10 protein-coding genes are annotated in these 13,740 nt (G+C 73.3%); 7 read left to right on the forward strand and 3 right to left on the reverse strand.

Annotation, left to right across the window (positions count from 1 at the left end):
- Nucleotides 1-45: 45 nt before the first annotated feature.
- Complete coding sequence (locus tag ABD912_RS21085) at nucleotides 46-3,621, reverse strand: TM0106 family RecB-like putative nuclease (RefSeq protein WP_345154039.1); 3,576 nt, start codon at nucleotides 3,619-3,621, stop codon at nucleotides 46-48.
- Nucleotides 3,622-3,779: 158 nt separating this feature from the next.
- On the opposite strand from ABD912_RS21085, the gene ABD912_RS21090 reads away from it, so the two are divergent.
- The 7 genes from ABD912_RS21090 (at nucleotide 3,780) to ABD912_RS21120 (ending at nucleotide 11,068) form a co-directional block, all read left to right on the forward strand.
- Entirely contained in the window at nucleotides 3,780-4,706 is a 927-nt protein-coding gene (locus ABD912_RS21090; RefSeq protein ID WP_345154040.1) for a MurR/RpiR family transcriptional regulator, read from the forward strand.
- Between the two features lie 162 nt (nucleotides 4,707-4,868).
- Nucleotides 4,869-5,597, forward strand: a complete 729-nt coding sequence (locus tag ABD912_RS21095; protein WP_345154042.1) for a tyrosine-protein phosphatase — start codon at nucleotides 4,869-4,871, stop codon at nucleotides 5,595-5,597.
- A complete protein-coding gene (locus tag ABD912_RS21100) occupies nucleotides 5,594-6,421 on the forward strand; it encodes a metallophosphoesterase (protein WP_345154045.1) in 828 nt (275 codons plus the stop codon). Before ABD912_RS21095 ends, ABD912_RS21100 begins: the two co-directional genes overlap by 4 nt.
- 134 nt (nucleotides 6,422-6,555) lie before the next feature.
- Nucleotides 6,556-7,590 carry an ABC transporter substrate-binding protein gene (locus ABD912_RS21105; RefSeq protein WP_345154047.1) on the forward strand — a complete coding sequence of 345 codons (1,035 nt, stop codon included), beginning with the start codon at nucleotides 6,556-6,558 and terminating at the stop codon, nucleotides 7,588-7,590.
- Nucleotides 7,591-7,759: 169 nt separating this feature from the next.
- Entirely contained in the window at nucleotides 7,760-9,349 is a 1,590-nt protein-coding gene (locus ABD912_RS21110) for an ABC transporter permease (RefSeq protein ID WP_345154048.1), read from the forward strand.
- Nucleotides 9,350-9,368: 19 nt separating this feature from the next.
- On the forward strand, nucleotides 9,369-10,490 hold the full coding sequence (locus ABD912_RS21115; protein ID WP_345154051.1) for an ABC transporter ATP-binding protein: 1,122 nt from the start codon (nucleotides 9,369-9,371) through the stop codon (nucleotides 10,488-10,490).
- Nucleotides 10,487-11,068, forward strand: coding sequence for a histidine phosphatase family protein (locus ABD912_RS21120; RefSeq protein ID WP_345154053.1), 582 nt, complete (start codon nucleotides 10,487-10,489; stop codon nucleotides 11,066-11,068). Before ABD912_RS21115 ends, ABD912_RS21120 begins: the two co-directional genes overlap by 4 nt.
- Here ABD912_RS21120 and ABD912_RS21125 read toward each other — a convergent pair.
- Nucleotides 11,055-12,692, reverse strand: coding sequence for an ABC-F family ATP-binding cassette domain-containing protein (locus ABD912_RS21125; RefSeq protein WP_345154055.1), 1,638 nt, complete (start codon nucleotides 12,690-12,692; stop codon nucleotides 11,055-11,057). The genes ABD912_RS21120 and ABD912_RS21125 overlap by 14 nt on opposite strands.
- Before the next feature lie 89 nt (nucleotides 12,693-12,781).
- Entirely contained in the window at nucleotides 12,782-13,636 is an 855-nt protein-coding gene (locus ABD912_RS21130; RefSeq protein ID WP_345154057.1) for an SDR family oxidoreductase, read from the reverse strand.
- Nucleotides 13,637-13,740 lie beyond the last annotated feature (104 nt).

Consider the following 13,740-nt stretch of genomic DNA (forward strand, 5'->3'; position numbering starts at 1 on the left):
GCACGGCGGCGGACCGAACCGCAGTACCGCAGCCGATCCCGGCCGCTAAGCCCCTGCCGCGCAAAGGCCCACGAACGCCCCGAGTTCGGCCAGCGCGGCCGGCCGGGTGGGCATGTGGTGGGTCAGGTCGGGGGAGCGGACGATCACGGCCCGCCACTGTCCGCGCGAGACCGCCACGTTGATGCGGTTGCGGTTGAGCAGGAACTCCATGCCGCGCGGCGCCTCGGCCGCGTTGGAGCACGCCATGGTCACGATCACCACCGGGGCCTCCTGGCCCTGGAACTTGTCCACGGTTCCGACCCGCACCCCGGACAGGCCCGCGGCCTCCAGCGCGTCGCGCACCACGTTGACCTGCGCGTTGTACGCGGCGACCACCAGGATGTCCTCCTGGCCCAGCGCCCGCACGCCGGAGCCCTTTCCGCCGTCCCAGCCCAAGCCCAGGTGCCGGCGCACCTGGCGCAGGACCTCTCCGGCCTCCTCGACGGAGGAGGTCGCGTTGCCGGCGTGCTCCACGTACACGGTTTCCACTCCGGCCGCTTCGCGTTCCAGGTGCCGCAGCGCCGCGGCGGGCGCGGACTTCAGCTGCCCGTCGTAGCTGAGCCGGGACACGGCCTCGCACAGCGACGGGTGCATCCGCCACGAGTCGGCCAGGAAGTATCCCAGCTCCGGGGGCAGCGTCGCGTGCCCGGCCGAGAGCCAGCCCAGCGCGGACTCGTCCACCGGCTCGGGGTGCGTTCCCTGGGTGACCTGCGGCAGCTGCTGCGGATCGCCCAGCAGCAGCAGGCGGCGCGCGGCCCGGGACACGGCCAGCGTGTTCGCCAGCGAGTACTGCCCGGCCTCGTCGATCACCAGCAGGTCCAATGAGTCGGCGGGAATGTTCTTGCCGGTCAGGGTCCACGCGGTGCCGCCCACCAGCGCCCCGTCCGGCCCGTCCAGCAGCCCGGCGAGCGCCTTGTCGTCGGTGACCGTCCACGGGACCTTGGATTTGTCCTTCTGGGCCTCCGGGTCCTTGGGCTTCTTGCCCACCCGGTCCGGGTCCACGCCGGCCTTCTCCACGGCGGCGGCGAGCATGTTTTCGACCACGGCGTGGGACTGTCCCACCACGCCGACCTTCCAGCCGCGCGCCACCAGGTTCGCGATCACGTGCGATCCCACGTGCGTCTTGCCGGTGCCGGGAGGGCCCTGCACCGCCAGGTAGGAGTGGTCCAGGTCCGCCACCGCCTCGGTGATGGCCCCGATGTAGTCCAGCTGGCCGTGGCCGTCCGGCCCGACGGCGGGAGGCGCCTCCAGCGTCCGGAACCGCGGCGCCGCCTTGCGCAGGATCTCCAACCCGGGGTGGCGGGGCAGCGAGGGCAGCGCACCTCCCACGGTGCGGGCGAGCTCGGCCAGCGCTTCGCGGATCGAGGCGGTGCGGATCGGCTGGTCCGGCGCCAGCACCATCGGCAGGTGCGGGTACGGGTCCACCTTGCCGCTGGACTTCTCCGCGATGGTCAGGACCGCCCCGCCGTTCTCCTCGTCGAGTTCGGCCTCCAGGATCTCGGTGGAAAACATTCCGCCGCGGCCCAGCGCCGAGCTGCGCGAGGGCTCGATCCCCTCGGGCAGGGAACCGCCGAACATGCGGAACCAAGTGGTCCCGGGCCGGAAATCGGAGCCGGGAGGCATCGAACCGCGCAGGCGCACGGTGCGGGTCTCGGTGCGGGCCCGCGGGGTGGGCTTGGCCCAGTCCTCCAGGACCTCGGCCCGCTCCACCACGAAGACGTTGCGGGTCTCGGCCCATTCGTCCACGGGCTTGTCCAGGCGGTCGTAGTGGCCCCACCAGAACTGCTTTTCCTCGCGCCGGTGGTAGCCGGTGGCGGCGGCGACCATCGCGACCGCGCGCTCGTCCGCGGTCAGCTCCCGGTCGCTCGGCAGCGCCTCCAAGTATGCGCGCAGGCGCAACTCCTCGGGGGAAGGCTCCTCCTGCGGAACCTCCGGGGATTCATCGGGTTCCAGGACGCCCTGCCGCGCGGCCGGTGGCGCGGCCTCCGCCGGAACCAGGCCCACCAGCCACTCGCGCAGGCGCAGCGTGGAGAGGCAGTCGTACTCGTTGTAGGCGGCGATCGACTCCAGGACCTGCTCCGCCTTCTCCGCCTCCCCGGCATCGCGGGCCGCGCAGTAGTCGGCGTACGCGACCACGGACGCCCCGGCGTCGACCACGTCCCCGCCGCGCGGGTTCCCGGCCATGTACAGCGGCTCGAGTTTCTTGATCGAGTAGGAGGACTCGGAGATCCGCAGCGAGTGGCGGACCGTGTCGTAGAGGTCCACCAGCAGGCCCTCGCGGAGCCAGGCGTCGATGGTGTCCTCGCCGGCGGTGTGCGCGGAGGCGAGGTGGCGCAGCGCGGTCTTCTCATACGGCGCGTAGTGGTAGACGTGCAGGTCGGGCCAGATGGCCCGGCGCTTCTCCACGTAGTCGAGGAAGTCCAGGAACGCCCGCTTCTCCCCGCCGCGCGAGTGCGCCCAGAAGGGGTGGAACGCCGGCTCCGGCCCGTCCGCCTCGACGACGCCGAACAGGTACTCCAGCCCCCAGCCGCCCTGGGGGTCCTGCCACAGCGGATCGCCCTCGAAGTCGAAGAAGATGTCCCCGGGGCTGGCCGGCGGCAGCTTGCCGATGGTGCCGTCCCGCAGCAGCCGGTAGGAGACCGTGTGCTGCCGGCCGTCCTTTTCGTAGGTGCACGATCCGTCAGGGGTCTCGCGGCCGGTCTGCATCCGCGCCTGGTCGCGCAGCCGGGCGAGCGGGCCCGTGGCTTCGGCCTCGGGCAGCAGGGCGAGGTCGTCGATGGTGCGCACCCCGGCCTCCATCAGCTTGGCCCGCCGGGCCGTGCTCATCCCGGAGACCAGCAGCAGGTCGCGGTTCAGGCTCACCTGTTCGGCGCAGTAGTCGCAGCGGCCGCAGTGGGCGAGTCCGGCCTGGCCCCACGCCACGGGGCCGTCGCCGGCCCGGTGGAAAGCGGTGAGGGTGCGGAAGCGCTGGCGGCGCTCGCGGAAGACCGGCAGCAGGTCCGGCAGCGGGTGCACGCTGCGGCTCAGGTCGCCCAGGACCAGGGTCAGCTGCGGGTGGGCCGAGAACCCGGCCTTGCCCAGCTGCTCTCCGTAGGCGGCCAGCTGCAGCAGCGCACCCACCTTCGCGTGCCGGGCCAGCTTGGTGTCCCACACCGCGTGGCTGCCGTCCGGCTGCCGGACGATGAAGTCGGCGAACCCGAGGAACTCGCCGTCGAAGAACGTGGCCTGGAAGACGACGTCGGCGCCGGCCCCCAGCGCCCGTTGCGTCTCGTCGTGGCGCTCCCGCAGGGAAGCGTGCCCCATGTCCGCGGGGCGCTCGATCCGGTAGACGCCGGCGCCCGCCTCCGGGTCCCACGGCCCGTGCTCCTCGATGAGCGCATCCAAAACCTTGCGTTCGTGGGCGTCGCCGAGCTCCCCGGCCCGGGCCAGCATCTGGTCGGCCGCGAACTGCGGCCGGAGGGTGCGGCCCAGCTTCTCGTCCAGCACGCGCAGCGTCCGGTATTCGCATTCGCTGGCCCCAACCAGGTCCGAGGCGGAAAAGACCAGGTCGGACACGCCAACGGCGGACTCGAGAAGGAACACGCTACCCCCATGGCGTTTCGGCTGCAGTGGTGGGGGCACCGTGGTGGCCCCACCCAAGAACCTATACGCTCCGGCCGACACTTCGTGTCGCCGGCCGCCGGCGTGAAGGGGTCCCCCGCGGAAAATCCCTGGTCAACCGGGCTCGCTAGCATGGGCCCATGACGGCACCCAGCTCCCTGCCCAACCCCCTTCCGGCCCCCGGCTACTCGAGCGCCTCCGCCCTGCTGGCGCACCTGCGCTCCTGCGCGGCCTCCCTGGTGCCGGCCGAACGCCGGGTGGCGCAGGTGCTGATCGAGCGGGCCGCCGACGTGCCAGGGTTTTCCGCCGCGGACGTCGCGGAACTGGCCGGATGCTCAACGGCCACCGTGGTGCGCGCCTGCCAGCGGCTGGGTTTTCCCGGCTTCCAGCGGCTGCGTTCCGACCTGACCCGCCTCTCCGCCGGCCTCGCTGAACTGGGCAAGGCTGAACCGGGCGGCGTCGACGTCGGGACGGACGCCATGGCGGGAGACTCGTTGCTGGGCCGGGTATTCGCCGCGGCCCGGGCCGAACTGGACGCGACCGAAGCCCTCTTGGACCGTGCCGCGTTCGCCCGCGCCGTGCAGTTGGTGGCGGCGGCCCGGAAGGTCCTGCTGCTGGGGACCGGCGGCTCCGCGATCCCGGCCCAGGACGCGGCCCTGCGGTTCACCATGGGTGGGCTGGCCGCGACGGCTCCGGCCGACGTGCTGGCCCAATTGTTCACCGCCCGCCTGCTCGGTCCGAACGACGTGTGCGTGGCCGTCAGCTTCTCCGGCGCGAACCGGCACACCCTCGCCGCCGCGGACGCGGCCCGCACCGCCGGGGCGCGCATCGTCGCGGTCACCAGCGCCGCGCTGTCCCCGCTGTCCCGGCTGGCCGACGTCGCACTCGTCACCGGAGCCGTGACGGCCGAATCCGAGGTGCTCGCCAGCCGCATCACCCACACCCTGGTGCTCAACGCCCTGAACCTGGCCGTCCAACAGGCCGCGGGGCAACCGAGCTTCGGGCCCTCGGCCGCGCTCGCCGGCCTGCTCGCCGAGGTGCTGGGTTCGCCCGAAACCACGCCCTGACCTCTGCCCTCGGGCCCGTGCCTTGGCGCCGGAGCCAGCCTTCGGGAACGCTTCACCACGGAACCTCACGCCGTTCACCCGCGTGTCATCCGGGCCCGGTCAGATCAATTCGTAACAAGAATCCCTGGACGGGGAAACGATGTAACGGATTGAGGAGCGTACGTGGAAACGGCGAAACGGACCGGCGGCAGCCTGGTGAACCTGCGGCGGGTCCCCGGGGCGGGGCGGCTTTACCGCGCCGCCGCGCCCGCCGGGCTGGGGCCCGAGGGTCTTGCCGCCCTGGAGGCACTGTCCCTGGGGACGATCGTGGACCTGCGCGAACCGGCCGAGGCGGCGGCCGCCCCGGGCCATCTTCCCGCCGGCGCCCGGTACGTCTCCGTCCCGCTCTACCGTGGGCAGGTCCCGCTGGCCGAACCGATCGGCGCGGTCTACGAACGGCTCCTCACCACCCGCGGCACCGAACTGGCCGAGGCCGTGCGGGCCGTCGCTGCCGGACTGCGGTCCCCGGCGGGAAAACCGGATGGCGTCCTGGTGCACTGCGCGGCCGGCAAGGACCGCACCGGGCTGGTCGTCGCCCTGGCGCTGGCCGCGGCAGGGACCGCACGCGCCGGCATCGTGGCCGACTACTGCCGCAGCGGAGAGGGCCTGTCCGCGGACTACCGGTCCCGGGTGGCCGCCCGCCTCGGCGCGCTGCTGCCCCCGGGCCCGGAATTGGACACCGCGCTGGAACTGCACCTGGCCAGCCCGGCCTCCGCGCTCGAATCCGCCCTGGACCTGCTGGAAACGCGCTACGGCGGAGCCGCGGACTTCCTGCTGGCCCACGGACTGGACCCCGCCGAACTGGCAGCCCTGTGCCGCGACCTGGGAACCCCCGTTGGGGCACACGCGTGAACACCACCCTCATCCACCTGACCGACACCCACCTGCTGCCCGACGGAGAACTGCTGCACGGCCGGATCGACACCTGGGCCCGCGCCATGGGTGCGTTCAGCGCGGCCGCGCACTTCGCCCCGGACGCCGTCGTGGTCACCGGAGACATCGCCGATCGCGGCAGCGCCGTGCACGCGCGGGCCGCGCGACTGTTCGACCACGCCGCGGAGCAGCTGGGCTGCCCGGTGATCGCGCTGCCCGGAAACCACGACCCCGCCGGTTCCGTCGGCGCGGCCTTCAACCCGGCCAGCACGGCCCGAGGCCCGCGACCGGGCGACACCGTGCACGACGTTTCCGGGCTGCGGGTGATCGGCCTGGACACGGACGGCTACGCGGAGCCCGAAGGACGGCTGCGGCCCGAGCAGTTGGACTGGCTGATGGACCAGCTGGACACCCCCGCCCCGCGCGGCACGGTGCTGGCCATGCACCACCCGCCCATCCCGGCCCTGCTGCCTGCCTTGGCCGGTCGGGGGCTGGCTGATCCGGGGGCCTTGGCCGAGGTCCTGGCCGGCAGCGACGTCCACGGGATCCTCTGCGGCCACTACCACCTGCCCGCCGGCGGGCGGCTCGGCAGCGTCCCCGTTTGGGCCGGCCCCGCGGTCGCCTACAACCACAATCCGTTCGCCCCTGCGGACACCGTGCAGGGACTGGATACCAGCTGGATCAGCGTCGTGCGGGTCCATTCCGCCGGGATGACCACGACGCCGGTCCCCGTCGCCGCGCCCGCCGCGGTGTTCACTCGCCCCGCTCCAATCAACACGGTGGCCCCGCAAACCGCAGCCTGACAGGCCCAGCAACCCGGCCAGCCTGCCCCCAAAACTCCGCGGGTCCGCCCGGACCCGCGGCCAGCACCATCCATCAACCGCACCAGCGTCATTCCCCGCACCGCGCATTCCCCGCGCCTCGTATGGAGACACCCATGTCCAAGGAGACAACCATGAAGCACCGCATCGCCAAGCTCGCGCCGCTGGCGCTCGTTCCCGTCCTGGCCCTGACCGCTTGCGGCGGCGCCTCGGAGGCCTCCTCCGCCGACGCTGCAGGCACCAAGACGCTGACCGTCTACACCTCGGAGCCGCAGGCGAAGATCGACCAGGTGGTCGAGGCCTTCGAGAAGGCGAACCCGGAGGTAGACGTCCAGGTGTTCCGGGCGGCCACCGGCGAGCTCAGGACCCGCATCGCCACCGAGCGCGAATCCGGCAAGATCCAGGCGGACGTGCTCCTCGCCGCCGACGTGCCCACGTTCGAGGCCTACGCCGCCGACGGCGCGCTGTCCACGCTGGACATCGGCAACGACGAGCAACTGGATCCCAAGTTCGTCGACGCCGAGGGCTACTGGGTGGGTACCCGCATCATCCCGACCATCCTCGCCTACAACACCGGCACCGTCACCGACGCCCCCACCAGCTGGGCCGACCTGACCGATGAGGCCTACCGGGGCAAGATCGCCATGCCGAACCCCGAGGTCTCCGGCGCCGCCGCGTTCAACACCGCCGTGTGGCTGAACGAGCCGGCCCTCGGCGAAGCCTGGCTGAAGGACCTGGCCGCCAACGAACCCACCGTCCTGGAAAGCAACGGCCCGGTCGGCCAGGCCGTCGCCGACGGGACCGCCGGCGTCGGCATCGTGGTGGACTACGTCGCCCGCGAACTGGCGGACAAGGGCTCCCCGATCGCCGTGAACTACCCGAGCGACGGGGTGCCCTACGTCTCCCAGCCGGCGGGCGTCTTCGCCGACGCGCAGAACCCGGAGGCCGCCAACGCGTTCGTGGACTTCCTCGTCTCCAAGGAGGGCCAGGAACTGGCCGTCTCCCAGTCCTACCTCCCGGTCCGCGACGACGCCGGCGTGCCGGCGGGCGCGCCCGCCCTGTCCGAGATCAACCTGCTGGACCCGGACCTGGAGGAGATCGCCGCCGGGCAGGACGCCGCCATCGACTTCTTCAACTCGCTCCTTGGCTAAGACCGTCCCGCCTACCGCACTCCGGCAGGACGCTGCCGCGCAGCCGGCGGCCCCGGAAACCCGCGAGGGTTCCAGGGCCGCCGGCCGGCCGGTCGTGGAGTCCCGTTCCCGCGGGAACACCGCATCCCGCCCTCACGTCCCAGTCCGTGCGGGGGACGGCGCCGGCGGGTTGCGCACCCTCGTGTGGCTGGCGCTTGCGCTGCTGGTGGGCGCCCCGCTGGCCGCACTGGCCGCCATGGGCCTGCGCCCCGAGGCGCTGTCCGTGTTCGCCGACCCCGCGGTGGGCCAGGCCGCGGTGAACTCCGTGGCCTCCGCCGCCGGTTCGGCCGTGCTGGCCACGGCGGCCGGGGCCGTGCTCGCCGTCGTGCTGGAACGCAGCAACGTGCCCGGCAGGGCCGCGCTGCGCTGGGTGGTGCTGCTGCCCTTCCTGATCCCGCCGTTCATCGGCGCGATGGCCTGGATGGCCCTGCTCGGCGTGAACGGGCCGGTCAACAAGGCGCTGGCCGCCCTCGGCGTCGCCGAACCCGTGAGCATCTTCGGCGGCTGGGGCGTGGTGTTCCTGCTCGCCGTGCACTCCTACCCGATGGCCTACCTGGTCATCGCGGCCGCGCTGCGCCGCATCCCGGGCAACCTGGAAGAGGCCGCCCGCATCTCCGGGGCCTCCACCCCGCGGGTGCTCGCCACCGTCACCGGCCCGCTGCTGCGCCCGGGACTGCTGGCCGCGTTCGTGCTTACCCTCGTGGCCAACCTGTCCGACTTCGGCATCCCCGCACTGATCGGCCTGCCCGAGCGCTACACGACCCTCACCACGCTGGTCTACCGCTACCTCGCGTCCGGCACGACGACGAACCCGCTGCCCGCGGTCTCGGCGATCGGCCTGGTCCTGCTCGCCCTGGCCCTGCTGGCCGTGCTGGCCCAGCGCCGGCTGCCCGCGGACACCCAGCTGGCCGCCGGCACCACGGCGCTTCCGCTGGACTTAGGTCCTGCCCGCTTTCCGGTGGCGCTGATGCTGTGGGCCGCCGCGGCCGCCGTTTGCGTGGTGCCCCTGCTCGCGCTCGCCAGCCAGGCCCTGCTTCCGGCTCCGGGCGTGCCGCTGACCTGGGACAACCTCACGCTGGACAACATCGTTCGCGCCGCGACCTCGCGCGGCGCGGTGGCCGGGACCGCCACCTCGCTGATGCTTGCCGGGATCGCCGCCGCGGCGTGCGCGGTGCTCGGCCTCGGCGTCGGGCTGCTGCTCACCCGCGCCAGGCACCGCTCCAACGCGGCGCTGGATGTCGCGGCCACGCTGCCGCAGGCGCTGCCCGGCCTGGTCATCGCGGCCGGCTGGCTGCTGATCGCCCCGGCGCTGGGAATCTTCAACACGCCGTGGGTGATCCTGGGAGCGTACGTGATGGCCTTCCTGGCGCTGGTGGTCCAGTCCGTGCGGGCCCCGCTGGCCTCGGTCTCCGACGCGCTGGAGGAGGCGGCCCGCACCTCCGGCGCCACCCCGCTGCGCGCGCTGGTGGACGTCACCGCGCGGCTGGCCGCGCCGGCGGCGGCGACCGGCGCCGTCGTCGTGTTCCTGACCGCGGTGCGTGAACTGACCATTTCCATCCTGCTGGTGGCCCCCGGCACCCAGACCCTCGGCGTCACCATCTTCAACCTGCAGCAGGCCGGCGACTACAACGCCGCCTCCGCGCTGGCGCTGCTCGTCGCCCTGGTGGGGGTGGCGGGGCTTTCGGCCACCGCGGCGCTCACCGCCCGGCGCGCCTCCTGACCCCTTTCGAAAGGCTGACATGGCAACCATCGACATCTCCGGGCTGCGGCACGAGTACGCCAACGGGCACCTGGGGCTGGACGCGATCGACCTGACGGTGCGCGACGGCGAATTCCTGGCCCTGCTGGGTCCCTCCGGCTCCGGCAAGACGACGCTGCTGCGCACCATCGCCGGCTTCCTGCGCCCGGCCGCGGGAACGCTGGCCATCGGCGGGCAGGCCGTCGCCGGCCCCGGAACCTGGGTTCCCCCGGAGCGCCGCCGGCTCGGCATGGTCTTCCAGGACCACGCGATCTGGCCGCACCTTTCCGTCGCGGCGAACGTCGCCTATCCGCTGAAGCTGGCCGGAGTGGCCCGCCCCGAGGCCACGGCCCGGGTGGCGGCGGTGCTGGAGCAGGTGGGGCTGGGCGACTACGCCCGGCGCAAGCCCTCCGCGCTGTCCGGAGGCCAGCGCCAGCGTGTGGCCCTGGCCCGGGCGATCGTCGCGAACCCGCGGGCGCTGCTGCTGGACGAGGCACTCTCCGCGCTCGACGAGCCGCTGCGCGCCCGGCTGCGGCTGGAACTGAAGGCGCTCACCCGGGAACAGGGCCTGACGGCCGTCCACGTCACCCACGACCGGGGCGAGGCGCTCGCGCTGGCCGACCGGGTGGTGGTCCTCAACGCCGGCCGGATCGAGCAGGTGGGCACGCCGCGCGACCTGCTGGAAACCCCGGCCAGCGCGTTCGTGGCCGCGTTCGTCTCCGACGCGACGGCCTTTCCCGGGACCGTGGTCCACGGGGTCTTCCGCCCGGACCACGGCGGGCTGCGGCTGCCCCGGAACGGCGTGCGCACGGTCGGCGGAGCCTCCCCGTCGGATCCCTCGGCGCGCTCCCGCCGGGCGGTGGCCTGCATCGCCCCTTCCGGGGTGCGGCTGGAGCGGGCCGGGGCGACGGCGGATCCGGCCGCGGAGGCGACCGTGACCTCCGCGCTGTACGGTCCGCACGGGTTCGACGTGTCCCTGGACTGGCAGGGCGTGCCGCTGCGGGCGCACGTCTCCGGGTGGGCGCCCCGCGAGGGGGACAGGGTGCGTCCCGTCGTCGAACGCGCCCACCTGTTTCCCGCCTCCTCGGGCCGGCCCGGGACAATCAGCGGGGCCGCAGCATGAGCGCCGGAACACTGGCCCCCGGAACCCTGGCCCTGGTGCGGCACGGGCAGACCGACTGGAACCTGGCCGGCCGGATGCAGGGGCGCACGGACATCCCGCTGAACGCTACCGGCCGGAGACAGGCCGCGGCGGCGGCCGAGGCCCTGGCCGCCGCGGGTCCGTGGGACCTGATGGCGTCCTCCACGCTGTCCCGGGCCCGCGAGACGGCAGCGATCATCGGGGACCGGCTGGGCCTGGATCAGGCCGGCGGGTTCGCCGGCCTGGACGAACGCGCCTACGGGGACGCCGAGGGGGCCGTGGTGGCAGGGCTCGGCGAGGACGCCAAGCGGGCGCTGATGGAGCGCGGGGAGCCGGCGTCGGAGGTGGTCGCCCGTGGCCTCGGCGCGCTGTCCGGACTGGCCGCGGCGCACCCCGGCCGGCGCCTCGTCGTGGTCTCCCACGGCACGCTCATCCGCCTGGTGCTCTCCGCCCTGCACGGCACGGGGCACCCACGCGTGGAGAACGGGCAGCACATCCTCCTGGCCGGCGAGCTGCTCGCCGCCGGGCCACGGCTCAGCGCAGGGCTCAGCCCACGCTGAGCGTGCCGCCGTCGACCACCCAGCGCGCGTCCAGCCGGACGTTCTGCAGCAGGCGCCGGTCGTGGGAGACCAGCAGCAGCGCGCCGTCGTAGGACTCCAGCGCCTCCTCCAGCTGCTCGATCGCGGGCAGGTCCAAGTGGTTGGTCGGCTCGTCCAGCACCAGCAGGTTCACCCCGCGGGCCTGCAGCAGCGCCAGCGCGGCACGCGTGCGCTCGCCGGGGGAGAGGCTGATGACGCGGCGGCCCACCTGGTCCGCCTTCAGCCCGAACTTCGCCAGCAGCGTGCGCACATCGGCGTGGTTCATCTCCGGGACCAGCGCCTCGAAGGACTCCCCGAGCAGCTCCTCGTCGCCCAGCAGCCCGCGGGCCTGGTCGATCTCCCCGATGGCCACCGAGGACCCCAGCGACGCGGTGCCCGCGTCCGGCGCCTGATGCCCCAGCAGCAGCCGCAGCAGCGTGGACTTGCCCGCCCCGTTGGGGCCGGTGATGCCGATCCGCTCGCCCGCGGCGACCTGCACGGACACCGGGCCGAGCGTGAAGTCGCCCTGCTTCGCCACGGCCTGGTTCAGCGTGGCCACCACCGAGGAGGAGCGCGGTGCCTCGCCGATGCTGAACTGCAGCTGCCACTCCTTGCGCGGCTCCTCCACCTCGTCCAGGCGGGCGATGCGCGATTCCATCTGGCGGACCTTCTGCGCCTGCTTCTCGCTGGATTCGCTGGCGGCCTTGCGCCGGATCTTGTCGCTGTCCGGGTTCTTCTTCATCGCGTTGCGCACGCCCTGGGAGCTCCACTCGCGCATGGTGCGGGCCCGGCCGATCAGCTCCGACTTCTTCTCGGCGAACTCGTCGTAGGCCTCCCGGGCGTGCCGGCGCGCCACCTCGCGTTCCTCCAGGAAGGCGTCATAGCCGCCGTCGTACACGGACGTCTTGTTCTGCAGGAGGTCCAGTTCGACGACGGTGCCCACGCAGCGGGAGAGGAACTCGCGGTCGTGGGAGACCAGCACGGCGCCGCCGCGCAGACCCTGCACGAACTTCTCCAGCCGGTCCAGCCCGTCCAGGTCCAGGTCGTTGGTGGGCTCGTCCAGCAGCACGACGTCGAAGCGGCTCAGCAGCAGGGCGGCCAGGCCCACGCGGGCCACCTGCCCGCCGGAGAGCCCGGTCATCTCCGCGTCGGGCCCGACCTCCAGGCCCAGGTCGGCGAGCACCGCGGGCATGCGGTCCTCCAGGTCGGCGGCGCCGGAGGCCATCCAGCGGTCGAAGGCCACGGAGTAGGCGTCGGCGGACGCGTCGGTGCCGTCGGCGAGGGCCTCGGCGGAGGCCTCCATCGCCTGGGTGGCAGCGGTGGCGCCGGTGCGGCGGGCGATGTACGCGGCGACGGTTTCGCCGGGCACGCGCTCGTGCTCCTGCGGAAGCCAGCCCACGAACGCGTCCGCCGGGGCGGTGCTCACGGAGCCGGCCTGCGGGGTGTCGACGCCGGCGAGCAGGCGCAGCAGCGTGGTCTTGCCGGCCCCGTTCTGGCCGACGACGCCGATGACGTCGCCCGGGGCGACGGTGAAGCTCAGGTCATGGAAGAGGGTGCGGTGGCCGTGGCCGCCCGAAAGGTCCTTGGCGACGAGGGTTGCGCTCATGCCCCAAGTGTAGGCGGCGAGGGCCCCGCGCCGAGCGAAGCGAGGGGCGGGAGCCGCCGAAACGGTAGGCGGCGGCCACGGTCCGGGCGCTACGACAGTTCGCGCAGGGTGTCGGCCAGCGGCGTGGTCGGACGGCCGATCAGGCGGGACAGGTCGCCGGTCGTCAGTTCCAGGGCCCCGTCGCGGATGCCGGCGTCGAGGGCGGTCAGGAACCCGGCCGTGCCCTCGTCCAGGCCCGCGCCGACGAGCGCCGCGAGGTGGTCCTCAGAGGAAAGGTCGCGGTAGGTGACCTCGCGCCCGGTGACCTCCGTCAGGACGGCGGCGAACGCCTGCTGGTCCCATGCCGTGTCGCCGGACAGTTCGTAGGTCGTGTTCTGGTGTCCGGTCCCCGCCAGCACCGCAGCGGCAGCCTCGGCGTAGTCGCGGCGGGAGGCGCTCGCTACCCGGCCGTTCCCGGCGCTGCCGATGACCGCGCCGGTCTCGGCGGCCTGGGCGAGGGTCTGCGCGTAGTTCTCGTTGTACCAGCCGTTGCGCAGGATCGTGTAGGGCAGCCCGGAGGCGAGGATGGCCTGCTCGGTGGCCACGTGCTCCGGGGCCAGGACCAGCTTTTCCGGGTCGCCGCCGAGCACGCTGGTGTAGACGATCCGGCCGACGTCGACGTTCGCGGCGGCTTCGATGGCGTTCGTGTGCTGGCGCACGCGCTCGCCCAGTTCGTTTCCGGAGATCAACAGCACGGCGTCGGCCCCGGCGAACACGGCCTCCAGCGCGGCCGGATCGTCGAAGGACGCCTGCGCGGTCCGCACTCCCAGGGAAGCGAGCTGCTCCAGCTTCTCCGGGTTGCGCCCGGTGGCGAGGATCTCCTCCGCCGGGGTTCCGGCGGCGAGGAGGCTGTCGATGGTCAGGCGGCCCAGGTGGCCGGTGGCGCCGGTGACGACGAGAGTCATGTGAGGTCCCTTCAATGTGGGGGTGAGGCAACGGCCGGACGGGCCGTTCCACCCATGACAACTCCCCGGATCGGAGGAGCATTCCCGATGGAGGGTACGCACTT

This window comes from Arthrobacter ginkgonis, assembly GCF_039540195.1.
Classification (GTDB): domain Bacteria; phylum Actinomycetota; class Actinomycetes; order Actinomycetales; family Micrococcaceae; genus Zafaria; species Zafaria ginkgonis.